Raw genomic sequence first — 25,897 nt, 5'->3', positions numbered from 1 at the left:
TGATATCGGGAAATAACCAGCTGTTGATGCTTCGATAGGACGCTCGCAGGGCAGAAAAGTGCCTGCTCAGTTCAACAGTAGACCGATTAAGAATGGCCGCGCCGGCGAAGAAACGCCACCACCGCCGCCTGTTCGCCCACGAACTCGATCCGCCCGGCCTTGTTCTCGCGCTGGAAGGCATACATGGGGTCGTAATACTCCACCAGCAACGCCTCGATCCAGCCGCGGTGCAGCTCCACCACGCCCTGGCTCTGCTGCTCCAGCAGGGCCTGATCCATGATTGCCGCCAGACGCTGGTAACGTTCGCCGCCCAGACGCTTGAGGATATTCGCCAGGCTCTGCTGCAGACGCTCGGCGAAGGCCTTGAAGCCCTCCTGCGCGCCGTATCGGGCGACAAATTCGGCGCACAAATCGATCACATAATCCTTGAGAATGCGTTCGACCCGGCCCGCCAGGCTGTCTTCCAGCCAGACCAGGGGGAATTCCTGCATGCCTTGGTAGAGTTCCAGCGGCAAGGCGCTTTTGCCGATAATCCGCCCTTCATCCTCGAGCACGAACTGCTGGATGCCCGCCGCACGTTTTTTCAGGATGTCGATAGCCAGGGCATTCTCGAAATCGATCTGCGCCGGTTGTCCGCTGGCGCGTTTGCCGAAGCTGGAGCCGCGATGATTGGCATGGCCTTCCAGATCGAGGCTGTTGTCGAGTTGCGCGATCACCTCGGTCTTGCCGGTGCCGGTCATGCCGCCGACCAGGATGAAGCCGCACTGCGCCACCGCCTGCTGGGTGGTTTCCAGGAGGAAGGTACGCATCGCCTTGTAGCCGCCGATCACTCGCGGGTAATCGATACCCGCCTCGCTTTTCAGCCACTGCTGGACGATCTGCGAGCGCAGACCGCCGCGAAAACAATACAGATAGCCCTCGGGATTGGCCCTGGCGAAGGCCGCCCAGGCCTCGATCCGCTGCGCCTTGAGCGCACCGCCGACCAGTTGCTGGCCCAGCTCGATGGCGGCCTGCTGGCCATGCTGCTTGTAGCAGGTGCCCACCCGCTGCCGCTCGCTGTCGTCCATCAACGGCAGGTTGACCACCCCGGGAAAGGCGCCCTTGGCGAACTCCACCGGGGCACGGGCATCCATCATCGGCGTGTCGTTGAGAAACAGCTGGCGGTAATCGCTGGTGTTGTCGCGCATCACAGCACCTCGACCGCGTAAGTCTGTCGCTCGAGCAACTGGCCGATCGGCTGCAACGCCAAGTTCAGCTCGGCGGCGAGGGCGAGAAACTCCGCCTCGCCCTCGGCGGTCACCGCGATCAGCAGGCCGCCGCTGGTTTGCGGGTCGCACAGCAGGAGCTTGTGCAACTCGAGCAGCGGTGCGATTTTCTCGCCATAGCTGTCGAAGTTGCGCTGGGTGCCGCCGGGTACGCAGCCCTGCTCCAGGTAGTACTCGACGCCGGGCAGACGCGGCACCTTGGCGAACTCGATACGGGCGGTCAGGCCGCTGCCGTCGGCCATCTCGAGCAGATGGCCGAGCAGGCCGAAACCGGTGACGTCGGTCATCGCCGTCACTCCGGCGAGCTTGCCGAAACGGCTACCGGGCTTGTTCAGGGTGCACATCCAATCGCGCGCCAGGCCCACATCCTCGCTGCGCAGTTTGGCCTGCTTCTCCGCCGTGGTGAGGATGCCGATACCCAGCGGCTTGCTCAGGTACAGCTTGCAGCCCACTGTTGCGCTGTCGTTGCGCTTCATATGGCGTTTTTCCACCAGGCCGGTGACGGCCAGGCCGAAGATCGGTTCGGGCGCATCGATCGAATGCCCGCCCGCCAAGGGGATGCCGGCCTGGTCACACACCGAACGGGCGCCACGAATCACCTCACGGGCCACTTCCGGGGCCAGCAGGTTGACCGGCCAACCGAGAATGGCGATGGCCATCAGCGGATCGGCGCCCATGGCGTAGATATCGCTGATCGCATTGGTCGCGGCGATCCGGCCGAAATCGAAAGGATCGTCGACGATCGGCATGAAGAAGTCGGTGGTCGACACCACCCCGCGCTCCTCGTCGATGGCGTAGACCGCCGCATCGTCACGCGAGGCATTGCCGACCCACAGTTTAGGGTCGAGATTCTGCGCGCCGCTGCCCGCCAGGATCACCTCCAGCACCTTGGGGGAAATCTTGCACCCGCAGCCAGCACCGTGGCTGTACTGGGTCAAACGGATCGGCTCGCTCATGGCATCTCACTCTTAATCGTCGACAGGCGGCGGCATTCTAGCAAATGCCGCCTTGGCGCCAGCGTTCGGCACGCGGTATGTTGATAAAACAATGCGTTACGGGGGATTAATAAATGACTAAGCGAGTAGCGTTGGTTCTCGGCTCCGGCGGCGCACGCGGCTATGCGCATATCGGCGTGATCGAAGAGCTGGAAGCACGCGGCTATGAGATCGCCTGCATCGCCGGCTGTTCCATGGGCGCGGTGGTCGGCGGCATCTACGCCGCCGGCAAGCTCAAGGAATACCGCGACTGGATCCAGAGCCTGGATTACCTGGACGTGCTGCGCCTGCTCGATGTGAGCTTCCGTCTGGGCGCCATTCGCGGCGAGAAGGTGTTCGGCAAGATCCGCGAGATCCTTGGCGAGATCAATATCGAGGATCTGCCGATTCCCTTCACCGCGGTCGCCACCGACCTGACCAATCAACAGGAAATCTGGTTTCAGGAGGGCTGCCTGCATAAGGCCATGCGCGCCTCGGCGGCGATCCCCAGCCTGTTCACCCCGGTCATTCAAGGCAAGCGCATGCTGGTCGACGGCAGCCTGCTCAATCCGCTGCCAATCGTGCCGGTGGTCTCCAGCCACTGCGACCTGATCATCGCGGTCAACCTCAACTCGAACAACCAGCGCCACTACTCCTTGCCGGCCATCGAACGGCATCCGCTACTGAAAGAACGATTTGACCTGATGATGGCCACACTCGGCTCGCGACTGCCTTCGCTGCTGCGCAAGAATGGCAACGCCGATGAACTCTTGCTGATGGAAGAGCGCAAGGGTGCCGAGCGATTCGATCCCTGGTTGCAGCACGCCGAGGAGCCTGAGTCGGCGCCAGCCAGCGAGGCGGCGGCACGGGCCATGCCGAAATCGGCCAGCGACTCCCGCATCGCCGACATCAGCGGCCCGGCATCCCTGCTGGAAGTGATCAACCAGAGCTTAGAGGTCATGCAGACCTCGCTGGCACAGTACAAGATCGCCGGCTACCCGCCGGACATCCTGATCAACGTGCCCAGGCGCGCCTGCCGTTTCTTCGAGTTCTACAAGGCACCGGAACTGATCATGCTCGGCCGGCAGATCGCCCACGACACGCTGGAGAAGTACGAAAAAGACAACTAGCAGGCCATTGCAAACTGTCGCGCGCGACGGCTAGGCATCGACCGAAAAAACACCGCTCGGGTACTGTACAGAAGCATTTTGAAGTCGGCTGACTCGCTTTGCCGACCCGGCGGGCCAGCCTTCGGCGGTTACTCCGCGGCGTTGCGTTGCCACGCGGCATAGCCGAGCGCCGGCATTTCTCAACGGCCTGCTTGCCCATCCGCTGGCGGTTTGTCGGGCGCCGCTTGGGCCGTCGGCATCTTGTTCGCCACCCAGTCGTCGAGCAGGCTGTAAGCCACGGCCAGCAAGGTCGGACCGAGGAACAGGCCCATGAAGCCAAAGGCCAGAATCCCGCCGAACACCCCGAGCAGCACCACCACCAACGGCAGGTTGCCGCCGCGGCTGATCAGATAAGGCTTGAGGATGTTGTCCACGCCACTGATCACGAACATGCCCCAGATCCCGAGAAACACGGCGAACCCGTACTCGTCCTGGGTGAACAGCCAGACCGTGGCCGGCACCCAGACCAGGGGCGGCCCCATGGGAATCAGGCTGAGCACGAAGGTGAGCATAGCGAGGAGCAGCGCTCCCGGCACGCCGGCGATATACAGCCCGACAAACGCCAACAGCGCCTGCGCCGCAGCCGTGCCGATGACGCCGTTGACCACCCGTTGCACGGTGCCGGCAACCAGTTCCAGATAGTGTTCGGCGCGATCCCCGATCAGACGGTCGAGCAGGCTATGGGCAAACCCCGCCAGGCGTGGCCCATCACGGTAGAAAAAGAACACCAGCAGCAGACTCAGGGACAGTTCCAGCATACCGCCGCCGATTTGCGCACTACGGGCCAATAACCAATTGCCGACCTGGCCGAGGTAAGGCTTGAGGCTGGCAAAAAACGCCGCACCCTGCTGATCGATGGTCTGCCAGAACCCGAGCAGGTTTTCGCCTACCAGCGGGATCTGCACCAGCCAGTCCGGCGCTGGCGGCAGGCCGGTGATCTGGTAACCCTTGAACAGCGCCGTGGCCTCGCCGATGTGCTCGGCCAGATTGAATCCCAGCATCACCAGGGGCACGGCCACCAGACCGATCCAGCCCAGGGTCAGCAGCCCGGCAGCGGCGGTTTGCCGGCCCTTGAGCACGCGGGTCAGCCCGCGCATCAGCGGCCAACTGGCAAAGGCCAGCACGGCCGCCCAGAACAGTGCCGAAGCGAACGGCGCGAGCACCCACAGGCTCGCGCCGAGTAGCCCGACAAGCAGAATCTGCACCAGCAAGCGGTCGTTATTCAACATTCTTGCAACTCCGCAACAGTGAGAAACGGCACAGACCACGAACAGATGCCTGGCGCGCGCGAACCGCCACGCCGGTTAGCGCAGCACGTTGATGCGCAGACCTGCAACGGAGCTATCGCCCAACTCCAGCCGCGCGGCTCTGACCCGCTGCGCGACCAGCGCCTGACGCCAGGCTTCGGCCTGAACGCCGGACAGACTGACGCGCAAGGTGCTGTTCAGGTTGAGACTACGCGCCAGCAATGCCACCCAGGCGTCACTGGGTTCGGTCTGCTTGGCCAGGCGTAACTCGCCACCGTCGTTCAACTGACGCAGCAAGGTCGCGGGCGTTGGCAGCACTTCGCCCAGCGGTGCATTGGCCGCCAGCAGCTCGGCATGCAGATAAGCACGTTTATTCCCCCGGGTGATGCTGTAGAGCACCAGCAGACTGTCCTGACGCGGCTCGGCCAGGCGCATCAGGACATAGGCCTGCTGGTCATCGGAGCCATACAGGATGCGATTGTCGAACACCGCGTTGGCCCACAGGCTGCTCGATCCGCACTCACGCCCCTGACACCAGTAGAGCAGTTCGGCATCCTGCGCCTGCAGCGCTTCGCGGGCAGCGGTGAAGACCTCATCGGCCGCATGGGTGCGCGGCAATTCGTAGGTGAGCGAGGTGAGCGCGCCTTGCGCCGTCACTTCGCGCTCGTAGCGCAGCCGGCCACTGATCCGCCGGATCGCACCTTGCGGGTAGATCCGCTCCTGTTCCGCCACTTCGCTGAAACTGACGATCTGGCTACCGGGAAACCGCGCCAGCACCTCGAGATCGCGACTGCCGGCGACATCCGCCGCCAATACTGCGCCGCTCGCCAGGAGCATGCCGAACAGACTGAGGCCTCGCATAGGCGCCCTCATCGAATCAACATCGACTGGGCGGTTTTCACCGCCGCGTCGTCCGCGACTTGACGCGCTGGCACCAGCAGGCCGCGCTGCACCGCCGGGCGACCGTCGAGCGCCGCCAGCCAGCGCTGCAAGTGTTCCAGCCCCTCGACCGCAACGCCCGACCAGTCATGGATGCGCACCCAAGGGTAAGTGGCGATATCGGCGATGCTGTAGTCGCCGGCCAGGTATTCGACTTCGCCCAGGCGCGTATTCAGGACTTCGTAGAGGCGTCGGGTTTCGTGCTGGTAACGGTCGATGGGGCCCTGCAGCTTCTCCGGAAAATAGCGGAAGAACACATTGGCCTGACCCTGCATCGGGCCAATCCCGCCCATCTGGAACATCAGCCACTGCAACACCAGCGAGCGCCCCTTGATGTCCTGCGGCAGCAGTTGCCCGGTCAGCTCGGCGAGGTAGATCAGAATCGCGCCGGACTCGAACACGGCGAAATCACCGTTGTCACGGTCGACGATCGCCGGAATCCGGCCATTGGGGTTGATCTTGAGAAAGCCCGGGGTTTTCTGCTCTTTATCCTCGAAACTCAGCGTATGCAGGCTGTAGGGCAGCTGCAGCTCCTCGAGCGCGATGGACACTTTGTGGCCATTGGGGGTCGCCGCGGTATAAAGGTCGATCATGCGATTCTCCATTGCAATCGGCCCCACCTTCCGCAGTTGCCTTTAGCAAGTCAAGACGGGCGCAAGAAAGGATTGAAACAGTCTGCTACGAGTTGCGCGCCGACCTCATCGTCCAGGTGCAGATGATGCCCGCCCGGCAGACGGCTCAGGCCGAACGGCAAGCCGTTCAACAACTGTGCGAAACCTGGCTGCGCCAGGAGCATGCCCTGCTCGGCCAGCAGCAAACTCACCGGACACTGCAGGCTCCGGACGAAGGCCATGGCATGGGCATGGGTCAGGCGCAGCGGCGACGGCAGGGTCAGGCGGCTGTCGGTACGCCAGGTGTAGCCGCCGGGTACCGGCATCAGGCCGCGCTGGGCCAACAGCTCGGCGGCTTCGCGGCTGACCGCGCCGACCCCGCGCATGCGCGCCTCGACCGCCCGCCCGAATTCGGCGTACACCGGCTTGCGTTTGCCGGCCAGGGCCATCTGCGCCTTGAGCGCCTCGGCCAGTTTCTGCGGCGCCGTGTCGGCCTCGCCGGTGTAGGGGATCAAGCCATCGATCAGCGCCAGACGCTCGACCCGCTCGGGCAGCGCACCGGCCAGCAAGACCGCGACGATGGCGCCCATCGAATGACCGAGCAGGGAAAAACGCTGCCAGCCGAACTGTTCGGCCACCTGCAGGACATCATGCACGTAATCCCAGATTGCGTAGCTGCCCCCCGGCGGGCGGTGATCGGAATGGCCATGCCCGGCGAAATCCAGGGCAACGATGCGCAGCCCCGACAACTTGGGCGCCAGTCGGGCGAAACTCGCGGCATTGTCCAGCCAGCCATGCAAGGCGATCACCGGCAGGCCGTCCACCGGGCCATACAGATGCGCCGCCAGCTCGATATGCGGCAGGCGCAGGCGTACTTCCTCGACCGGCAGACTCATGCGCACGCCTCGACAGGGGGTTGGCCGGACCAGCGCTGGAACAGCGAGCGCAACAGCCCGGCCGTGTCCTGCGGGCGTTCCAGGGGGAACATGTGCCCGCCCGGCAGGGTCAGGTATTCGCCCTTGGCCATGCGCCGAATCAGGCGCGCGTGATGCGCCAGCACCACCCGGCTGTGCCGGCCACGGATCATCGCCAGCGGCACTTGCAATTGCTGCGGCCGCCCCGGGCTGGTATGCGGCACGCTGCGATAGATACTGATCTCGGTGGCCGGGTCGAAGCGCAGGCGCAGGTTCTGTCCGCTGCCATGCAGGCCATGCTGCAGGTAGGCATCCAGGCATTCCGGATCGAAACGGCGAAACAGGCTCTTGCTGGCGAAGTAACCGCGCGCCTCGTTCAGGTCGGCGAACTCTTCGCGCCGGCCCAGGGTGCGCCCGGCCGGGGTGATGCGGTCGATAAAACCGAAACGCTTGGCCGCGCGAATGACCATGCGGTCGGCCAGGGTCAGCACCGGCGAATCGAGCATCACCACCCCGCGATACAGCTCCGGGCGCAGCAGCGCCGCATGGTAGTGCAGCACACCGCCAAGGGAATGCCCCACCCCCCACACCGGTTCGCCGTGTTGCTCGAGATGATGCAACAGCTCGTCGACCAGGTTGCTCCAGTTGTCATTCACCGGAAAGCGCGGGTCGTGACCATGTTGCGACAGATGCAGCACCCGATAATCCGGAGCCAGGGCAGCAAACAACTTGCCGTAGGTGGCCGAGGGAAAACCATTGGCATGGGCGAAGAACACGGGCTGAGTCATGGCGGCAGGCTTAAGCGAAATGATCCGTGGATTGTCCGGCAGCCGCGCCGGCACGGCAATGGCGAAACGGCCAGCGAATGACGGCACTATGGCCAAAGCCAATGGGAAGCACGCCAGCACGTCCGCATCGGCTTCCGGCTGTTTGATTCAACGTAGCGCCGGGCCGTTCTCGCCCAACGGCACTATGGCCATGGTCAGTCGCGAGATGCAGCTGATTTTGCCATCCTCGCCGCTCAGGCGAATATCCCAGACATGGGTGCTGCGCCCCAGGTGCACGGCGCGCGCCACCGCCGTGACCCGCCCGCTGCGCAGCCCGCGCAGGTGGTTGGCGTTGACCTCCAGACCGACGCAATAGAACCGGCTGCTGTCGATACACAGATAACTGGCCATGGAACCGAGGGTTTCCGCCAGCACCACCGAGGCGCCGCCGTGCAACAGGCCATAGGGCTGATGGGTGCGCGAGTCGACCGCCATGCTGGCGCTGATGGAGTCGGCGTCGAAGGATTCGAAGCGAATGTCCAACTGCTCGCCGATGGTGTTGCTCAAGGTCGCATTGAGCTGTTCGATATCCGGAGTTTGCCGCCACAGGCTCATGGGAAATCCTTTTTTGCGGTTTAAGGAAAGCGGTTCGGCCCGGGGACACCCCAATCCGAACCCGTCACTCGTGCCACAGCACCGTTTCGCCGCGCTCGACCCAATCGGCGAAGTACGGCCCGTAGGTGCCTTCGACCACCGTGCGTTTGATCTTCAGGGTCGGCGTGAGGAAGCCGTTGTCCACCGCCCAGACGTCTTTGACCAACACCAGCCGCTGCACACGCTCGTGCTTGTCGAGCGCCTGATTGACCTGTTCGAGCAGGCTCTTGAGACTGCTCTCCAAGTCGCCACGGATCCCATTGCTCGCTTCCCGGCGGCCGACTTCGGAGAGCACGCACAGCGCCAAGGGCTGGGCCATGCCATCGCCGACCACACACACCTGCTCGATGCGCGAATGCACCGCCAGAAGGTTCTCGATCGGCGCCGGGGCGACATATTTGCCCTTGCTGGTCTTGAAGATTTCCTTGATCCGCCCGGTCAACCGCAGGTTGCCTTCGCCATCCTGCTCGCCCTTGTCGCCGGTACGTAGAAAACCATCGGCGCTGATGGTTTCCGCGGTTTTCTGCGGATCCTGGTAATAACCCTGCATGGTCGCGCCACTGCGCACCTGTACTTCGCCATCCGCGGCGATGCGCACCTCGACACCGGGGTTGTTCTGGCCAATCCAGCCGGGTTTGAACCTGCCCGGCCGGCAGACATGGGAATAGCCGCAGTTCTCGGTCATGCCATAGACCTCGAGCACTTCCAGGCCCAGGCGCTGGTACCAGTCGAGCAAGGTTTCAGGCACGGGCGCGGCGCCGGACAGGGCATAGCGCAGCGCATCCAGACCAAGACCGGCGAGGATCTTGTTGCCGACCAGGCGGCCGATCAGCGGCAACTTGAGCAGGAAGTCGAGCCGTGCAGCCGACATCTTGCTGTACACCCCCATCTGGAATTTGCTCCAGATCCGCGGCACGCCAAAGAGCACCGTCGGCCGGGCACGCCTGAGATCGTCGAGGAAGGTCTCCAGGCTCTCGGCGAAGAACACCGTCTGCCCCGCATAGATCGACGCCAACTCGACGAACATGCGCTCGGCCACATGGCACAGCGGCAGGTAGGACAAGACCCGATCGTCTTCATCGACACCGAACAACTCGACGGCATGGCTGGCGGCAAAACCCAGGTTGCTGAAATTGTGCATCACCCCTTTGGGCATGCCGGTGGTGCCGGAAGTATAAATGATGCTGGCCAGTTGATCGGCCGCCGGCGTGGGATCATCCTGGATCGGCGCACAGGCTTGCAAATCGTCCCACAGGTAACTGAATTGTCCTGGCGGGCGCAGCGGCAAACCGATGGTTGGCAGATTATCAGGCACCCCCGCCGCCATGCCCGGCCAATCGTCCAGCTTACCGATGAACACCAGCGCCGCCTCGGAATGGTCGAGCACCTGGCGCACCGACTCGGCGGTCAGGTTCGGGTAGAGCGGCACCGAGACGTGTCCGGCCATCCAGATCGCCAGGTCGGCAATGATCCAATGCGCACAGTTTTTGGAGATGATCGCGATGCGGCTGCCTTGCGGCAGTTCCCGGCTGCGCAGCCAGTTGGCACTGCGGCGTGCCTGCGCGCCGACATCCGCCCAACTCAACTCCTCCAGCTGACCGCCCGGCAACGGCTGAACCATGTAGCGCTTATTCGGGTGACGAGCTTCACGCTGGTAAAACACCGCCAGCGGCAAACGGATCGCATCGGCCACAGGGCTTCCTCCTTTGTTATTTTTGTGGAGCCAACCAAGCAATTGCTTGGTTGGACTATTCCACGCACAAAGGCAAGCCGCAAGTGAAGAAATGTTTCGCTGTGTAGCCCGCTTTCAGCCGTGGCGCGGGTGCACCACAGCCAGCAAATCCATCAGACCGGCGGCGAGCACATCGCCCTCCAGCTCGGCCAGGCTGGCGGGGTACATGGGCAGTGCCTGCTGCCGGTGACCATGGATCAACAGCCCGGCCAAGGCTCCAACCAGCGGTTGGTGGGTGACCAGCAAAAGCTCGTTCTGAGGGTAATGGTCGAGCTGCCTGAGCACTTCGCGCGGGTCGCTATCGGGGGTCAGCCAGGGCACGGTCTGGACGCCAGCGGTGAAGCCCAGGGCTTCGCGCACCAGTGCGGCGGTTTGTTGCGCACGCACATAGGGGCTGGCCAGGATCGCGCCAAGCGCACGCCCCTCCAGCTGTAACGCGGCCTGGAGAACCTCCTGGCGGCCACGCGCCGTCAGGCCGCGTTCGGCATCGCTGCGCGCCTGCGCCTCGGCCTCGCCATGGCGCAGCAACCACAGCCTCATTGCCTCTCCCTCACAACTTCGGCTCTTCGTCACGCACCGGGTGCGCGGCCGGCGGCACGCTATGCGGCGCTTGACCTTGCGCGGCTTGCGGGGTCGGCCAATCGGCGAAGGGCCAGGGCTTTTCTTCGCTATTGAAGGTGCCGAAGCGACCGATCTGCGCCAGGTATTGGCTCAGGCTGTCGCCGAAGCCGAGCAGGCTGGCACTGGGCGCGCCATAAAACAGCCGGTAGCCCAACTGCAGCAAGACCACGCCGCCGAGCACCAACTCGGCCAGTTGCCAGACGATGACGAACACCGCCATCCACAGAATCCGCAACAGAATGGACTCGCGCTCCAGTTCTTTAGGCGCTTCGCTCATGAAAATCTCCTTGTGCAGTCGCGGGTCAGAAACCCGTGGTGGGAATAAAGTCGACGTCGGTCTTGGGCTCCGCCAACATCAGTGCCTCGATCACCTGATTCAGCGTGCGGCCCTCGAACAGAATGGCATGCAAACCCGCGACCAGCGGCATATAGATCTGCAATTCCTCGGCCTTGGCCTTGAGCACCTTGATGGTGTTGACCCCTTCCGCCACCTCGCCCAAGCGCTCCACCGCATCCTCGAGACTCAAGCCCTCGCCCAGGGCGAAGCCGACCTGATAGTTGCGGCTTTTCGCCGACGAACAGGTGACGATCAAATCGCCGACCCCGGCCAGGCCGAGGAAGGTCATGGGGTTGGCGCCCAGTTGCACGGCAAAACGGGTCATCTCCGCCAATGCACGGGTGATCAGCATGCTGCGGGTGTTCTCGCCCATGCCCATGGCCGAGGCCATGCCGGCGATGATCGCGTAGACATTCTTCAGTGCGCCGCCCAGCTCCACGCCAAAACGGTCGCCACTGGCATAGACGCGGAAGGTGCGGCCATGCAGGGCCTCCTGCACCCGCAGGCACAGCTCGTCATCCTCGCTGGCGATCACCGTGGCGGTCAGGGCGTGCTCGGCGACCTCTCTGGCCAGGTTCGGCCCGGACAGTACGCCGATACGCGCCTGCGGGGCGACCTCTTCGAGAACCTGGCTCATCAGTTTGAAGCCATGCGCCTCGATACCCTTGGTGGTGCTGACCAGCAATTTGCCGGCGAGCCGCTCGGTTACCGGCTGCAGCGCCTGACGCAGGGCGCTGGAGGGCAAGGCGACAAACACCAACTGACAGGCACCCAGGGTCGCGGCGAGATCGGTAAGGGGTTCGACGCCGGGGTGAATCTTCACCCCTTGGAGATAGCGCGGGTTTTCGCGAGTGGCGAGGATGGCCTCGACCTGATCCGGGTCGCGCATCCAATGCAACACCTGCTGACCATTCTCCGCCAGCAGGTTCGCAATCGCAGTGCCGAAGCTGCCGCCGCCAAGTACGGCTATGGGTTGCTGCTCTGTCATAAGGTATCCGTTTTGGGCCATGCACGATGGCAATCTCTGGGCATTATACGGGCCGAGGGGCCTGCGGCCAGCTTTTAGCAGACGCCAGCAGCCCTTGCGCCAGACAGAAATGCAGGTAAGCGCATACCTCAGACTGAAAAAGCCGTGCAGCTCGGTTAACATGCCGCACTTTCAACACGAACAAGGCCGTTGCGTGGCGATCAATCCTGCAGTTGCGCGCTCTCTGAGCCTGTGGACTCTCTTGACGGCGAATCTGGCGCAGGCCAACGATTTGTTCGAGCTTGGGCAGCCACTACCCGAGATTCTCACCGCCACCCGCCTGCAACAAGCGCCCGCGGCGGTTCCTGGAAGCATCAGCGTACTCGACCGCCAGTTGATCCGCGCCAGCGGGGCACGCAGCCTGCCGGAGTTGCTGCGTCTGGTGCCCGGCATGCTGGTGGTACCGCAAAGCGGTAATTCGACCACGGTCAATTACCACGGCAGCAGCGCTACCCAGGCCCGGCGCATGCAAGTACTGGTAGACGGCCGCTCGGTCTATCGCGCAGGTTTCGCCCAGGTCGACTGGGACGATATTCCCGTGGCCCTCGAAGACATCGAGCGCATAGAAGTGTTCCGCGGCCCGAACACGGTCAGCTACGGCGCCAATGCCCTGATGGCCGTAATCAACATCCTCACTCGCGCCCCCCGCGACACCCATGGCACGCGCCTGAAACACACCCGCGGCCAGCGCGGTATCAACGACTGGTATGCCAGCCATGGCCAGGGATGGGATGGCGGAGACCTGCGCCTGTCGCTCTCCGGCCTGCAGGATGACGGTTTTGACCAGCGGGCCGATGACAGCGACTTTCGCGACAGCAAACGGCTCAACCGCCTCAACCTGCGCCTGAGCCAGGAACTCGACGCTAAGCAGTCGCTGGACTGGCAACTGGCACTCAAGGAGGGAACCAACCAGGTCGACAACCGCTACGAGCCGATCTTCCCGATCGCCGCGCAACCCTGGGAGCAGGATCGCGATTCCGATGTGCGTGCCCGTGACTTCGCCACCAGCCTGCGCTGGAACCTCGACTTCAACCCTGAGCACAGCCTGTATGTGCAGACCAACCTGCAGCAATGGGAACGCCTGCGCCAGTGGCGCGCCTGCGAGGGTCAGTTGGCGTTCAGTCCAGCGCTGCGCAAGCTATGGGAGCTTTCGCCGCAGTACACCCAGTCCCTGTTGCAAAACATGCAACTACCGCTTGGCGGCAGCCAAGCCCAGAGCCTCCTCGCCACCCAGGTACTGCAGCAGGCCGCGGCCACCTTCAACCCGACCTCTGGCGCCTTCGCCCACTCTTGCGGCCTGATCAACGAAGACGCCCGCGAGAGCCGCTTCGATCTCGAAGTACAGGACACCCTGAGCCTCTCCGACAACCTGCGCCTGGTCAGCGGGCTGAACTACCGCCACGACCGCGCCGACTCCGAGGTCTACCTCAACGGCGAACTTAGCCGGGACACCTGGAGCCTGTTCAGCCAGTTCGAGTGGCGCATCGACCCGCATTGGCTGTTGCAGGGTGGCGCGATGCTGGAGGATGCCAGCGCGACCAGCGCCTCGCTCTCGCCACGCCTCGCCCTCAACTACCTGATCACCCCCGCCCACGGCCTGCGGGCCGTGTATTCCGAAGCGGTGCGCAGCCCTGACATGTTCGAGAACCATGCCGACTGGCAGTACCGCGTGCGCGACCTGAAGCCAACACTCGCCGGCCAAAGCGAAGCCGACTATTTCGCTACGGCGGCTGGCCCCGGCAATCTCGAGCAGGAACGCATTCATTCCCATGAGCTCGGCTACAACGGCCACTTCAACGACATCGGCCTGAGCCTCGACGTCAAACTGTTCTATGACGAAATCGACAACCTGATCAGCGAACCCCTCAAGGTTTACCAATTCATGCCAACCAACGGCAATCAGCTGCGCCTGAAAGGTAGCGAGACTGAGCTGAATTGGCAGCTGAGCATGCGCGATCGCCTGCGTCTCGGCTACGCCTACATCGACTATGACGCCAGCCACCGGATTGATCGCCGTCTTACGCCACGCCACAGCGGCTCTGTCGGCTGGCTGCGGGACTGGGGCCAGGATTGGTCGAGCGCGCTGTTTTATTACGGCGCCGACCAGCTCAACCAATATCGATTCGAACGACTGGATCTGCGCGTGGCCAAACGCATGGTCATCGGTAGCGCCGCCTTGGAACTGGCCGGTGTCTTGCAGCAGCGCCTGGACGATGAGCCGCTGTCCTGGCCAGCGAATAATTACCAGCAAAGACACCTGCTGTATTTCAGTGCGGAGCTAGAGTTCTAAGATGCCTTACCCCCCCTCACGGAAGAGTCCCATGCAAGTCCCACGGATGCCTCCTTGGCTCTTGTTCTGCTGCCTGCTCTGCAGTGCGCCGCTGCAGGCCGCCGAGATCATTCTCGGCAGCGTCGAAGACAATCCCGCCATCCGCGCATTCAGTGCCGCGCTGGCAGAGCGGCGCCCCCAGGATCGGGTGCAATTCCAGCCCATCGAGCAGCTGCCGAGCCCCGAGCAGATCCCCACCGACACCCGTTTGATCCTGCTTGGCGCCGCCGCCCTCGACTGGCGCCTGGCCAGCCCGGAAGGCCCTCCCACCCTGGTGCTGCGCATCAGCCGGGTGCAAGCCCATGAACGGCTCGGCGAGACTCGCCCGACACGCCTAACCCTGCTCTGGAGCGACCCGGCACCTGCCCGTCAATTGCGCCTGACGCGTTTGCTATTGCCACAAGCGCAACGGATTGGCGTGCTCTACGGCGAACACAGTGAATTCTTGCTCGACGAACTGCGCCGCGCCGCCGCCCCCCTGGGACTGGAGATCGTCGACCAAGCCTGGCCGGACAGCCGCGACAACCGACCGCTGCAAGCTCTGCTGCGGCGCAGCGACCTGCTGTTCGGCCTCAACGATGCCGAGCTGTACAACCCGCAAACGGCGAAAAGCCTGCTGCTGACCAGCTACGCCCAGCAACGCGCACTGATCGGCCCCAACGCCAGTTTCGTGCGTGCCGGCAGCCTGGCGAGCAGTTACAGCGACCAGGACGACTGGCTGGCCAGCCTTGGGCAATTGCTCGACCAGCCTCCAGCCAGTTGGCCGCGCAGCACCTACCCTAGCCATTTCAGAGTACTCGGCAACCGCCAGGTGGCGCGCGCACTGGCCCTGGAGCTGGCCGATGATGCGAGCCTGGCGCAGCAAGTCGCCGAAGGAGAACAACCATGAAGCTGGGCCGCGGCTGGGACATCCATACCCGTACGCAGTTGATCAGTGTCGGTCCGGCACTGCTGATGACCCTGCTGTTGACCGGATTCTTCACCTTCGTGCGTTTACAGGATCTGCGCCAAGAACTCGACCACACGGGCCAGTTGATCGCCAGCCAGCTGGCCCCTGCAACCGAATACGGGGTTATTTCCGGTAACGTGGAGGTGCTCGACGCCCTGTTACAGGCCACCCTGCAGACCCCACACGTACGCTTTCTCGAGGTTCGCGACAGCACCGACAATATCCTGGTGTATGTCGAACAGGCCGCCAGCCAAGGTCAGGGCAGCACGCAAGTGGAAGTCTTTCACGCGCCTATTCGCCTGCAACGGATCGAGCTGGATAACGATTTTCTGCAACAACCCAGCCCGCCCCCGGTACGAGCCCCCGAGCAGTATCTTGGCCGTGTCGTGGTCGGCATGTCGAATGACGCCTTCAACACTCGCCAGCAGGAAATTCTCCTGAAAGCCGCGGCTCTGGCGCTGCTCGCCCTGTTTCTGACCTTTACCCTCGCGCGCCGCCTGGCACGCCGCATCTCCCACCCCCTGAGCGCCATGGGCGATGCGGTAACGGCGATTCAGGGCGGCGATTACCGCGCCACCTTGCCCGAACTCGACGATGGCGAACTGGGCGGCCTGGCACGGCACATCAACAACCTGGCCAGTGGCCTGAATCGTGCCAGCCAAGAGCAACAGCAAGCCATCGAATTGCTGATCAAGGCCCGCGAAGAGTCGGAGCAGGCCAACAGCGCCAAATCCGACTTCCTGGCCATGATGAGCCATGAACTTCGCACCCCGATGAACGGCGTGCTGGGCATGCTGCAGCTACTGGAAACCACCGAGATGACCCGGGAACAGGCGGAATACGCGGCACTGGCTGCCGAATCCACCGAACACCTGCTGAAAGTCATCAATGACATCCTCGATTTTTCACGCATCGAGCGCGGCGCCCTGGAACTGGAATCCATCCCCTTCAACCTGCTGGAACTGGTGCAGACCTGCGTGCAGGTGTTCCAGCACAGCGCCCAGCAACGCGGCCTGGAGCTACACCTGGACACCCAGGGCGACCTGGAGCTGCTCGAAGTTCAAGGCGACCCGACGCGCATCCGGCAGATTCTGGTCAACCTGATCGGTAACGCGTTGAAGTTCACCGAAGCAGGCAGCATCCGGGTGGAAACCCGCTGGCAAGAGCTGGATGACCAGGTGCTGTGGCTGACCTGCGCGGTGCACGACAGCGGCATCGGCATCTCAGCCGAACGCCTGGAACACATGTTCGATGCCTTCCAGCAGGCCGACACCTCGATCTCCCGGCGCTACGGCGGTACCGGTCTGGGCTTGCCGATCGCACGTACCCTGGCCGAACGCATGGGCGGCACCCTGCGCGGCGACAGCCAAGAGGGCCAGGGCTCGGTGTTCACCCTCGGCTTACCGCTCCCCTTCTCTCGCCAAGTTCGCCACATCAGCCCGAGCGCCCCGGCAAAAGACGCTCAGGGGCAAGGTCAGGAGGTGCTTCTGGTCGAGGATAACCCGGTGAACCAGACCGTGATCGAGGCCATGCTGCGCAGCCTGGGTTATCGGGTCGCCCTGGTCGGCGATGGCGCCCAGGCCGTGCACAGCGTCGAGCGTCAGCACTTTGCCGCCATCCTTATGGATTGCCGCCTGCCGATCATGGATGGCTATGAAGCCACCCGCCAAATTCGCCGGCTCGCGGGCCAGGCCGAGGTACCGATCATCGCCCTCACCGCCAATGCCTTGCAGGGCGATCGCGAGACATGCCTGAATGCAGGCATGAATGATTACCTGGCCAAACCCTTCAAACGCGCCGATCTGCAACGGGTACTGCTGCGCTGGCTGCCCCCCGACCTTCGACCAATGGTCAAGACGCCTGACAGGCCGTTGGAAATGTAGCGAACCACGGCCAGGCAAGCCGGAATCGGCCTAAAAGCGCAGTTCAGCTGCTGAAAACAGGCCTTTTAGCCCGGTTTCGGCGCTGTATAACCGAGCGCAGCAGCGTCCCAACCGCCTGCTATGTGCTGCAGGCTTGACCAGCGTAGGCTTACCAAGGCGCCCCGCTGTGGCAAGATGGCAGGGACGGAGTACAACTGTACTCAGCGCGCTGTGACTTTCACCACAACGCAACAGTCTATGACTAGGCTGCCGGTAGACGCACAATAGCGGCATATCCGGCCAGGACGATTTGCCCAGCCTTGGCGCATGGGAAATATTGAGGAGCTCGCATGACCAAACAAAACGCCTTCACCCGGGAAGACCTGTTGCGCTGCAGCCGTGGCGAACTGTTCGGCCCAGGTAATGCGCAACTGCCCGCCCCGAACATGTTGATGATCGACCGTATCACCCACATCAACGACACTGGCGGTAAGTATGGCAAGGGCGAGATCGTTGCAGAGCTCGACATCACCCCTGACCTGTGGTTCTTCGGCTGTCATTTCGAAGGCGACCCAGTGATGCCAGGCTGCCTTGGCCTCGACGCCATGTGGCAGTTGGTCGGCTTCTTCCTCGGTTGGCAAGGCAACCCAGGCCGCGGCCGTGCACTCGGCTCGGGCGAAGTAAAGTTCTTCGGTCAGATACTACCGACGGCCAAGACCGTGACCTATAACATACAGATCAAGCGCACCATTACCCGCTCGCTGATCCTGGCCATCGCCGATGGCACTGTTAGCGTGGATGGTCGCGAAATCTACAGCGCCGAAGGCTTGCGCGTCGGCCTGTTCACTTCTACCGACAGTTTTTAAAGGATCCCCCCATGCGTCGCGTCGTGATTACTGGCCTGGGCATCGTTTCCTGCCTGGGCAATGACAAAGAAGCCGTCTCCGCCAGCCTTCGCGCCGGCAAGTCGGGTATCCGTTTCAACCCGGAATACGCCGAGAAGGGCCTGCGCAGCCAGGTATCCGGCTCGGTCGACCTGAATCTGGAAGAGCTGATCGACCGCAAGGTCTACCGCTTCATGGGCGATGCCGCCGCCTTCGCCTACCTGTCCATGCAACAGGCGATCGCCGATGCCGGTCTCAGCCTCGAAGAGATTTCCAACCCGCGGGTTGGCTTGATCGCCGGCTCCGGTGGCGCTTCCACCTTCAACCAGATGGAAGCCATGGACATCCTGCGCGAGAAGGGCGTCAAGCGTGTCGGCCCTTACCGCGTACCGCGCACCATGGGCAGCACGGTTTCCGCCTGTCTGGCCACGCCCTTCAAGATCAAGGGCGTGAACTACTCCATCTCCTCGGCCTGCGCCACCAGCGCTCACTGCATCGGCAATGCCATGGAGCAGATCCAGCTGGGCAAACAGGACATGGTGTTCGCCGGCGGCGGTGAAGAGGAGCACTGGAGCCAGAGCTTCCTGTTCGACGCCATGGGCGCCCTCTCCACCCAGTACAACGACACCCCGGACAAGGCCTCGCGCGCCTACGACGCCAAGCGTGACGGTTTCGTCATCGCCGGCGGCGGCGGTATGGTGGTGGTCGAGGAACTGGAGCATGCGCTCAAGCGCGGCGCCAAGATCTATGCGGAAATCGTCGGCTACGGCGCCACCTCCGACGGCTACGACATGGTCGCCCCGAGCGGCGAAGGCGCGGTGCGCTGCATGCAGCAAGCACTGGCCACCGTGGACACGCCAATCGACTACCTGAATACCCACGGCACCTCGACCCCGGTCGGCGATGTCGCGGAAAGTCGCGCAGTACGCGAGGTGTTCGGCGCCAAGGCACCGGCGATCAGCTCGACCAAGAGCCTGAGCGGTCACTCCCTGGGTGCCGCCGGCGTGCAGGAAGCGATCTACTGCATGCTGATGCTGGAAGGCAACTTCATTGCCGGCTCGGTCAACATCGACGAAATCGACCCGGAAATCGCCGACCTGCCGATCCAGCGCAGCACCGTCGAGAATGCCAAAATCGACACAGTGATGAGCAACAGCTTCGGCTTCGGCGGCACCAACGCCACCCTGGTGCTCAAGCGCTGGGCAGGCAAGTAAACCGCCGAGCAATGGCTCGATGCTTTAAACAACAAGGCCACCCCATTGGGTGGCCTTGTTGTTTGTGCCGAAGCCGTGCTCCAGCATCAGCTGGGCAAGTGCGCGAAGATTAACCCGGCCTGCTCTGACCGGGCAGGCAACTATCGGCGCACCTGAAAGCGTTGCTCGGCCAGTTTGCGGTCATCCTGGAACACCAGGAAATGCCACTCCCCGGCAACGACCTCATGGGGTTCGCTGAACTCGAACGCCATGACGTCCGGTGTTGCTCCCGGGATCAGCGCCTGCATCACCACGAACTTGTCGTGACGCTTGCCGTCGGCGCTGACGACACCGGGCGTCAGGTAGAGCAGGGTCAGCGGTGCGTCGCCGACCGCCTTGCCCGCCAGGCTGTAGCGCATACCGAATTTGCTACCGAGCTTGGCCGGGATCACCTCGCTGCGCTCGATCTGCTGATTGGCGCGGGTCAAGACATGCTCGCCCGGTTTGAAGTCCTGATGCGGGCTGACAAAGATGCCATATTCCACGACCCCCTCGACCCGCACCTCGGCCTGCGCCAGGCCAGCCATCAGCATAAGTGCGGCCAGCGCACTGAAACGGGTGTATTGCATGTCGCGCTCCTTGTTTGCCTGGAGCGAGCCTATGGCACCCTTGTGACAGACGAATGACAGCCTATTTGTCGGGTTCGTCCTGCACCTTGCGCGGCAGTACGGCGAGGAAGTTGTCCCGCGCGACCTGCTGCGCGACCTCGGCGGGCAAGGCATCGAGGAACGGTTCGAACCCCCGCAGGTACTCGCCCATGCTGTCGAAGCGGCCGACCACATCGGAACCGAGCATGAACCGCTCCGGATAACGGCCGATCAGTTGCAGCCAATCCGGGTCGGGCTGGCCCCGCTCATCCAGCAGGTAGGGCCTGAGCATGCTCCAGGACAGATCGATATACAGGTTCGGGTAGGTTTCGAGCATGCGAGCGAGGGTCGACAACAGGAAATCCAGCTTGTCCTGATGCCGATGTATTTCCAGGCTGGTGCCGGCATGCGCCCAGATAAAGCGCACATGCGGATGATTGCGCAGCGGCGCTTCAATTTCCGCCAAGTACAGCGGGTTGCGCTCGCGCTTGGAGGTGATATTGGAATGCAACAGCACCGGCAAATCGTACTCGGCGGCCAGGTGATAGACCCGCGCCAGCGCCTCGTTGTCGGCCTGCGGCGCATCGCCATGGATCAGCGCCGTCAGATCGTCGTGCCGGGTGAATACCTCACCGATCCCCTGCCACAAGCCCGGATCCATTTCGAGCGTGCGACGGATATGCGCATCGGCGTTCTTGTCGTTGGGGTTGAAGCCAGACAAGAAGGGGTGGAAGCGCTTGCGCTGCTCGGCCGACAGCCGTTTGAAAGCATGCGCGATCGCCCCGTCGGTGGCGCTGTACCAATAGGCATGGGCGTCATCGCCGGCGTAGTAACGCGGGCGTTTGGGTTCGTTCTCGTCCCATTGCTTGGCCACCGGAATGCCCGAGAGCATCACGTGCTCGACATTGGCCTCGGCCATGCGCTTGAGCAGTGTGTCCATGCCGGCGCTTTCCTGGAAAAAATCGACGTAATGCAGGTGCGCATCGCTGTAGCGATAATCGCGGGCATGCGCGCTGCTCGCAGCCAGGCCGAGCAACAGCAGGCAACTCAAAGGCAGCAGATGCATGCGGGTATCCTTCTGACAGCATGAGCAGCATAGACCCAGCAGACGCCCGGCAAGTTCAGCGCGCAGAACCCTGCTCAATCGCGCACCCATTCGGCAGACGCCCCCGCGGCTGCAGCCCATCGGCCCTGGGTGAGGCTGGCCCGAGGTACCCGGGAAAACCGTGCGCCTGGAATTGCCGCGCTGATCCCGCGCCGCCCAGGGCGCGGCGAACAGCTCATCGAACTGCACGGGCATGGCCTTGAACGCCCGCGCGACCAGCAGCGGTTTCGGCCATTTCTGCCTTGTCTTGGCTGCCTCGCCTACATTTTTCAACGGCCTGCTAGCAGCGCTAACGCGTTCACGATGGCCCCGCAAACAAAACACCCTGCGCAAGCATAGCCCGCGCAGGGTGTGGGGGTGGCCTCTGAGCAACCCGCAGCAGCGGGCTTTTCATTACCAGGGGTATTAGGCGGAAAGCTCGACCAGCAGCTTGTTCAAGCGCTGCACGTAGGCCGCCGGATCTTTCAGGCTATCACCGGCCGCCAGCGCGGCTTGGTCGAAGAGGATGTGGCTGAGGTCGGCGAAACGCTCTTCGTCCGGCTCGGCATCCAGCTTCTCGATCAGCGGATGGTTGGGGTTGAACTCGAAGATCGGCTTGGACTCCGGCACCTTCTGCCCGCTGGCTTCGAGAATTTGGCGCATCTGCAAGCCCAGATCCTGCTCGCCGATGGCCAGGATCGCCGGCGAATCGGTGAGGCGGTGCGATACCCGCACCTCGGCGACCTGCTCGCCCAGCGCGGTTTTCAGGCGCTCGACCAGGCCTTCTTTAGCCTTGGCCACTTCTTCCTGGGCCTGCTTGTCCTCTGCCGAGTCCAGCTTGCCCAGATCCAGGTCGCCGCGGGCGATATCGACGAAGTGCTTGCCGTCGAACTCGGTGAGGTAGCTCATCAGCCACTCGTCGATACGGTCGGTGAGCAGCAGTACCTCGATGCCTTTCTTGCGGAACACTTCCAGGTGCGGGCTGTTCTTGACCTGGGCGTAGGACTCGCCGGAGAGGTAGTAGATCTTGTCCTGGCCTTCCTGCATACGGCCGAGGTAGTCGGACAGGGCCACGCTCTGCTCGCCCGCGTCGCTGCTGGTGGAGGCGAAACGCAGCAAACCGGCGATCTTCTCCTTGTTGGCGAAATCTTCCGCCGGACCTTCCTTGAGCACCTGGCCGAAGTTCTTCCAGAACGCCTGATACTGCTCGGCATCGTTCTTCGCCAGTTTTTCCAGCATGTCCAGCACGCGCTTGGTCAGCGCCGACTTCATCGAGTCGATCACCGGATCCTTCTGCAGGATCTCGCGGGAAATGTTCAGCGACAGGTCGTTGGAGTCGACCACGCCCTTGATGAAGCGCAGGTACAACGGCAGGAACTCGTCGGCCTGATCCATGATGAACACGCGCTGCACATACAGCTTGAGGCCCTTGGAGGCGTCGCGCTGGTACAGGTCGAACGGCGCGCGGCCCGGGACAAAAAGCAGCGAGGTGTATTCCAGCTTGCCCTCGACCTTGTTGTGGCTCCAGGTCAGCGGGTTGTCGAAATCGTGGGCAACGTGTTTGTAGAACTCCTGGTACTCCTCGTCCTTGACCTCGCTGCGCGGGCGGGTCCAGAGCGCGCTGGCGCGGTTGACGGTTTCCCACGCAGGCTCGGCCGGCTTGTCGGCCTCTGCATCGTTCTCCAGAGCAGCATGGGACTCTTTCGGCAGCTCGATCGGCAGGGCGATATGGTCGGAGTATTTCTTGATGATGTTGCGCAGGCGCCAAGCGTCGGCGAACTCTTCCTCGCCTTTCTTCAGGTGCAGGACGATACGGGTGCCGCGCTCGGCCTTGTCGACAGTGGCAATCTCGAACTCGCCCTCGCCCTTGGACGCCCAATGCACGCCTTCGCTGGCCGCCAGGCCGGCACGGCGGCTGAACACGTCGACCTTGTCGGCGACGATGAAGGCCGAATAGAAGCCCACGCCGAACTGGCCGATCAGGTGCGAATCTTTCTTCTGGTCGCCGGACAGATGCTGGAGGAAATCGGCGGTGCCCGACTTGGCGATGGTGCCAAGGTGGGCGATCGCCTCCTCGCGGTTCATGCCGATACCGTTGTCTTCGAGGGTGACGGTCTTGGCTTCGGTATCGAAGCTGATGCGAATCTTCAGCTCGGCACCGCCTTCCAGCAACTCGGGCTTGGCCAGCGCTTCGAAGCGCAGCTTATCGGTCGCATCCGAGGCGTTGGAAATCAGTTCCCGGAGGAAGATTTCCTTATTCGAATACATCGAATGGATCATCAGGTGAAGCATCTGCTTCACCTCGGTCTGGAAGCCCAGGGTTTCTTTTTGAGTTTCCACACTCATGGTCGTTTAACTCCACATTGTTGACTAAGCCGAAATCCGGCGGGTGTCATGCAGATGGGGGCAACCGCCAGGATTTCAAGTAGTTGCCTGTCACGACAAGGGTTCAGGGTTCCAGTAGCTCGATCTTGCCGACTTCCTCAGGATGCAGGGCGTAGCTGACCACGCCCGCACCGCTCAAGCGCTGACGGATGAGAATACGCCCCTGCTGGTCGACCCCCTGAAAACGGCCCTCGGCCGTACTGCCGCGCACGGTCAACACCCGCATGTTCAGGTTCGCGTAGCGGCTTGGGTTGCGCAACAGACCTTCGAGGCTAAAGCGCAGGCGCCGATCCAGCGGACGGCTGACCCGCTCGCCGCTCGCCGTCCCAACTGACGCGGCCGCCTGTGGCGCTGGCGCCGCCCGCTCGGCTAATGGGGCAAAGTGATCGGCCGCAACCGCCCAGCCGCGCGCCTCGGTTTTGTCCAGGCGAATGGGCAGACGCTGCGCTTGCCCGTTGATCTGCGCCTCGACTGTCAGCTCGAGGCTATCCGCCGGCAGCGTCACTGCGGGCAAGTCGCCCAGGTACACCGCACGGCTGGCGAAACGCCGCTGCAGATAGTCCTTGATCACATAGGCCAGGGTATCGCTCGAGTCGACATGCCGGTCGACCATGCCGTCGCGATAGCGCAAACCATCACGGAACAACTCAACCTTGCCGCTCAGGGTGGTCTTGAATTGCGTCGGCAACACCAGATGGAAATCGCCAGCCAGTTTGTTCGGCGGCACAGGTTGCAGGTTCAGGTGCAGGGTGTAGCCGCGACTGAGTCGACGCGCCTCGGGCAGTTCCTGCTCCGGCAGCAACCAGCTGACCTCGATTTCCGGCAGCGGGCCTTGGTCGCCGGGCAACACGTCAAGGCGCAAGGCACCCGTCACGGGCTGCGGCAGACGGATGACCAATTCGCGGCGGGCAAAAAAATCCTGGCCTTCGCGCAGGCTGAGGACGTTGCCGAGCAACTCGCCCTGCTGCGGCAGAAAAGGCTGGCCATGCAACTCACCATGCAACTCGATGGACAACTCAGTCGGAGCCTGCACCTCGGGCTTGAGCCACTGCAAACTGATCAGCGCCTGCAGGCGCTGCGAATCCTGACTGGCAAGCAGGGTCAAGCCGACGACCAGCGGGATAAACCCCAGGGCGCTAAGGCCCAGCGCCTGGCGCGCACTGCGCCAGTGGCGCAACACATACAGCAGGGTAAACGGCGGCAGCAGACTCGCCCAGCCCCACAGCAACCCCGTGCCAAAGGCGCGCACCACCAGCCAGACCAGGCCGGCCAGAATCAGCAACAAGCCACCGAGGATCAGCAACGCATCCATTCAGAATTCCTTAGTAGATGTGCCGAGTCGAGTTGACGGCCGTGGCAGCCTTCAAGGCTCATCGACCTTGAAGTGTGCACGGGCCGTGGCGATGGGCTCGGTTTGGTTGGTTTGCCAGGCCGTGATTGCCACGTTGGCGACGCGTCGACCTTGTCGCCACACCTGGCATTGGGCATAGCTGTCACGATAATGACCGGCGCGCAGGTAATCTATCGAGAAGTCGATGATTTTCGGCAAATGTGGAATGCCCATGAACATCAACAGATGGAGCATGGCGGCATGTTCCATGAACCCGGCAAGCACCCCGCCGTGCAGCGCCGGCAGGATTGGGTTACCAATATTGTCCTGGTTGGCCGGCAAGCGGAAGACCATGTCTTCGCCCAGACGCAGGCATTGCATGCCGAGCAGTTTGGCGTAGGGCATCAGGTCGAGCAGCGGGTCGTAATTGCCACTTTCATGCGCCTGGCAGACCAACTGTTTGAGCTGCAATTCGCTCATGCATCACCCCCTTGAATGGCACCCTTGAGCTGTGTGGCGCCCGCTACGCCTTTGCCCATGCGCATGAAAGTCCCAACCACGTGGGCAATCGGCTGCGCCGGGTCGTCCTGATAGGCAAACCCACGGGTAAAGATGATGTTCGGCGTAACCCGGTAGCATTCGGCAAAACCGAACACGTCCTTGTTCGGTTCGGCCGGATGCATGTAGTCGATACGCAGGTCGAGGGTCGGACAGACCTCGAGCTCAGCCAGCACGCAGACGGTGGAAATGCCACAGGTGGTATCCATCAGGGTGGTGATCGCACCACCGTGAATCACCCCGGACTCCGGATCGCCGACTATCTGCTGGCTATAGGGCAAACGCAGGGTCAAACCGAGGGGGTTGGCGTCATGCACCTGGATAGCGAGCACCTGGCAATGGCGCAGCGCCGCCAAAAATCGCTGCGCACGCTCGAGAATGTGGGTATTGCTCATCGATTCGATCCACCACAGCGGCAA

At 62.9% G+C, this 25,897-nt stretch carries 24 protein-coding genes; 6 read left to right on the top strand and 18 right to left on the bottom strand.

Annotated features, from left to right (window positions below; all coding sequences use genetic code 11):
* Window positions 1-86 precede the first annotated feature (86 nt).
* A complete protein-coding gene (gene mnmH, locus P8H27_RS13460; RefSeq protein ID WP_289638083.1) occupies window positions 87-1,187 on the bottom strand; it encodes a tRNA 2-selenouridine(34) synthase MnmH in 1,101 nt (366 codons plus the stop codon).
* The gene (selD, locus tag P8H27_RS13455; protein ID WP_289638082.1) at window positions 1,187-2,221 is read right to left on the bottom strand and encodes a selenide, water dikinase SelD; all 1,035 of its coding nucleotides are present in this window, start codon (window positions 2,219-2,221) and stop codon (window positions 1,187-1,189) included. Before selD ends, mnmH begins: the two co-directional genes overlap by 1 nt.
* A 113-nt stretch (window positions 2,222-2,334) precedes the next feature.
* Here selD and P8H27_RS13450 point away from each other — a divergent pair, with 113 nt between their 5' ends.
* Window positions 2,335-3,369 carry a patatin-like phospholipase family protein gene (locus P8H27_RS13450; RefSeq protein ID WP_289638081.1) on the top strand — a complete coding sequence of 345 codons (1,035 nt, stop codon included), beginning with the start codon at window positions 2,335-2,337 and terminating at the stop codon, window positions 3,367-3,369.
* Between the two features lie 179 nt (window positions 3,370-3,548).
* Here the strand turns inward: P8H27_RS13450 and P8H27_RS13445 are convergent, their stop codons facing one another.
* The 10 genes from P8H27_RS13445 to P8H27_RS13400 form a co-directional block, all read right to left on the bottom strand.
* Entirely contained in the window at window positions 3,549-4,637 is a 1,089-nt protein-coding gene (locus tag P8H27_RS13445) for an AI-2E family transporter (RefSeq protein ID WP_289638080.1), read from the bottom strand.
* 75 nt (window positions 4,638-4,712) lie between these two features.
* Entirely contained in the window at window positions 4,713-5,516 is an 804-nt protein-coding gene (locus tag P8H27_RS13440; RefSeq protein ID WP_289638079.1) for a DUF4892 domain-containing protein, read from the bottom strand.
* 8 nt (window positions 5,517-5,524) lie between these two features.
* Window positions 5,525-6,187, bottom strand: coding sequence for a glutathione S-transferase family protein (locus tag P8H27_RS13435; protein ID WP_289638078.1), 663 nt, complete (start codon window positions 6,185-6,187; stop codon window positions 5,525-5,527).
* Between the two features lie 50 nt (window positions 6,188-6,237).
* Window positions 6,238-7,101, bottom strand: coding sequence for an alpha/beta fold hydrolase (locus P8H27_RS13430; RefSeq protein ID WP_289638077.1), 864 nt, complete (start codon window positions 7,099-7,101; stop codon window positions 6,238-6,240).
* The gene (locus tag P8H27_RS13425; protein WP_289638141.1) at window positions 7,098-7,907 is read right to left on the bottom strand and encodes an alpha/beta fold hydrolase; all 810 of its coding nucleotides are present in this window, start codon (window positions 7,905-7,907) and stop codon (window positions 7,098-7,100) included. The genes P8H27_RS13430 and P8H27_RS13425 overlap by 4 nt, the downstream gene beginning before the upstream one ends.
* Window positions 7,908-8,054: 147 nt before the next feature.
* Window positions 8,055-8,501 carry a hotdog fold thioesterase gene (locus tag P8H27_RS13420; RefSeq protein WP_289638076.1) on the bottom strand — a complete coding sequence of 149 codons (447 nt, stop codon included), beginning with the start codon at window positions 8,499-8,501 and terminating at the stop codon, window positions 8,055-8,057.
* Between the two features lie 64 nt (window positions 8,502-8,565).
* Window positions 8,566-10,233, bottom strand: a complete 1,668-nt coding sequence (locus P8H27_RS13415) for an AMP-binding protein (protein ID WP_289638075.1) — start codon at window positions 10,231-10,233, stop codon at window positions 8,566-8,568.
* A 114-nt stretch (window positions 10,234-10,347) separates the two neighbouring features.
* The gene (gene sixA, locus P8H27_RS13410; RefSeq protein ID WP_289638074.1) at window positions 10,348-10,812 is read right to left on the bottom strand and encodes a phosphohistidine phosphatase SixA; all 465 of its coding nucleotides are present in this window, start codon (window positions 10,810-10,812) and stop codon (window positions 10,348-10,350) included.
* Between the two features lie 10 nt (window positions 10,813-10,822).
* On the bottom strand, window positions 10,823-11,170 hold the full coding sequence (locus P8H27_RS13405; protein ID WP_289638073.1) for a DUF4389 domain-containing protein: 348 nt from the start codon (window positions 11,168-11,170) through the stop codon (window positions 10,823-10,825).
* A 25-nt stretch (window positions 11,171-11,195) separates the two neighbouring features.
* The gene (locus tag P8H27_RS13400) at window positions 11,196-12,218 is read right to left on the bottom strand and encodes an NAD(P)H-dependent glycerol-3-phosphate dehydrogenase (RefSeq protein WP_289638072.1); all 1,023 of its coding nucleotides are present in this window, start codon (window positions 12,216-12,218) and stop codon (window positions 11,196-11,198) included.
* Window positions 12,219-12,378: 160 nt separating this feature from the next.
* On the opposite strand from P8H27_RS13400, the gene P8H27_RS13395 reads away from it, so the two are divergent.
* The 5 genes from P8H27_RS13395 (at window position 12,379) to fabB (ending at window position 19,495) form a co-directional block, all read left to right on the top strand.
* Window positions 12,379-14,547: a TonB-dependent siderophore receptor gene (locus P8H27_RS13395; protein ID WP_289638071.1), complete on the top strand. Its 2,169-nt coding sequence runs from the start codon at window positions 12,379-12,381 to the stop codon at window positions 14,545-14,547.
* A gap of 46 nt (window positions 14,548-14,593) precedes the next feature.
* Window positions 14,594-15,475: an ABC transporter substrate-binding protein gene (locus tag P8H27_RS13390; protein WP_289638070.1), complete on the top strand. Its 882-nt coding sequence runs from the start codon at window positions 14,594-14,596 to the stop codon at window positions 15,473-15,475.
* Window positions 15,472-17,418 carry an ATP-binding protein gene (locus P8H27_RS13385; RefSeq protein WP_289638069.1) on the top strand — a complete coding sequence of 649 codons (1,947 nt, stop codon included), beginning with the start codon at window positions 15,472-15,474 and terminating at the stop codon, window positions 17,416-17,418. The genes P8H27_RS13390 and P8H27_RS13385 overlap by 4 nt, the downstream gene beginning before the upstream one ends.
* Before the next feature lie 329 nt (window positions 17,419-17,747).
* Window positions 17,748-18,263 carry a 3-hydroxyacyl-[acyl-carrier-protein] dehydratase FabA gene (gene fabA / locus P8H27_RS13380; RefSeq protein ID WP_289638068.1) on the top strand — a complete coding sequence of 172 codons (516 nt, stop codon included), beginning with the start codon at window positions 17,748-17,750 and terminating at the stop codon, window positions 18,261-18,263.
* A gap of 11 nt (window positions 18,264-18,274) precedes the next feature.
* Entirely contained in the window at window positions 18,275-19,495 is a 1,221-nt protein-coding gene (gene fabB / locus P8H27_RS13375) for a beta-ketoacyl-ACP synthase I (protein ID WP_289638067.1), read from the top strand.
* Window positions 19,496-19,635: 140 nt separating this feature from the next.
* Here fabB and P8H27_RS13370 read toward each other — a convergent pair whose 3' ends face one another.
* The 6 genes from P8H27_RS13370 to P8H27_RS13345 form a co-directional block, all read right to left on the bottom strand.
* Entirely contained in the window at window positions 19,636-20,103 is a 468-nt protein-coding gene (locus P8H27_RS13370; RefSeq protein ID WP_289638066.1) for a DUF3859 domain-containing protein, read from the bottom strand.
* Between the two features lie 61 nt (window positions 20,104-20,164).
* A complete protein-coding gene (locus P8H27_RS13365; RefSeq protein WP_289638065.1) occupies window positions 20,165-21,187 on the bottom strand; it encodes an amidohydrolase family protein in 1,023 nt (340 codons plus the stop codon).
* Window positions 21,188-21,631: 444 nt separating this feature from the next.
* Window positions 21,632-23,551, bottom strand: a complete 1,920-nt coding sequence (gene htpG / locus P8H27_RS13360) for a molecular chaperone HtpG (protein WP_289638064.1) — start codon at window positions 23,549-23,551, stop codon at window positions 21,632-21,634.
* A gap of 103 nt (window positions 23,552-23,654) precedes the next feature.
* Entirely contained in the window at window positions 23,655-24,902 is a 1,248-nt protein-coding gene (locus P8H27_RS13355; protein ID WP_289638063.1) for an MFS transporter, read from the bottom strand.
* A gap of 51 nt (window positions 24,903-24,953) precedes the next feature.
* Window positions 24,954-25,400, bottom strand: coding sequence for a PaaI family thioesterase (locus P8H27_RS13350; protein WP_289638062.1), 447 nt, complete (start codon window positions 25,398-25,400; stop codon window positions 24,954-24,956).
* Complete coding sequence (locus P8H27_RS13345; protein WP_289638061.1) at window positions 25,397-25,873, bottom strand: PaaI family thioesterase; 477 nt, start codon at window positions 25,871-25,873, stop codon at window positions 25,397-25,399. The genes P8H27_RS13350 and P8H27_RS13345 overlap by 4 nt, the downstream gene beginning before the upstream one ends.
* Window positions 25,874-25,897: the final 24 nt, after the last annotated feature.

The sequence above is a fragment of the Pseudomonas sp. sp1636 genome (assembly GCF_030376615.1).
Classification (GTDB): domain Bacteria; phylum Pseudomonadota; class Gammaproteobacteria; order Pseudomonadales; family Pseudomonadaceae; genus Aquipseudomonas.
Note: the sequence above shows the minus strand (reverse complement) of the source record. Positions and strands in the feature narration are given on the sequence as shown.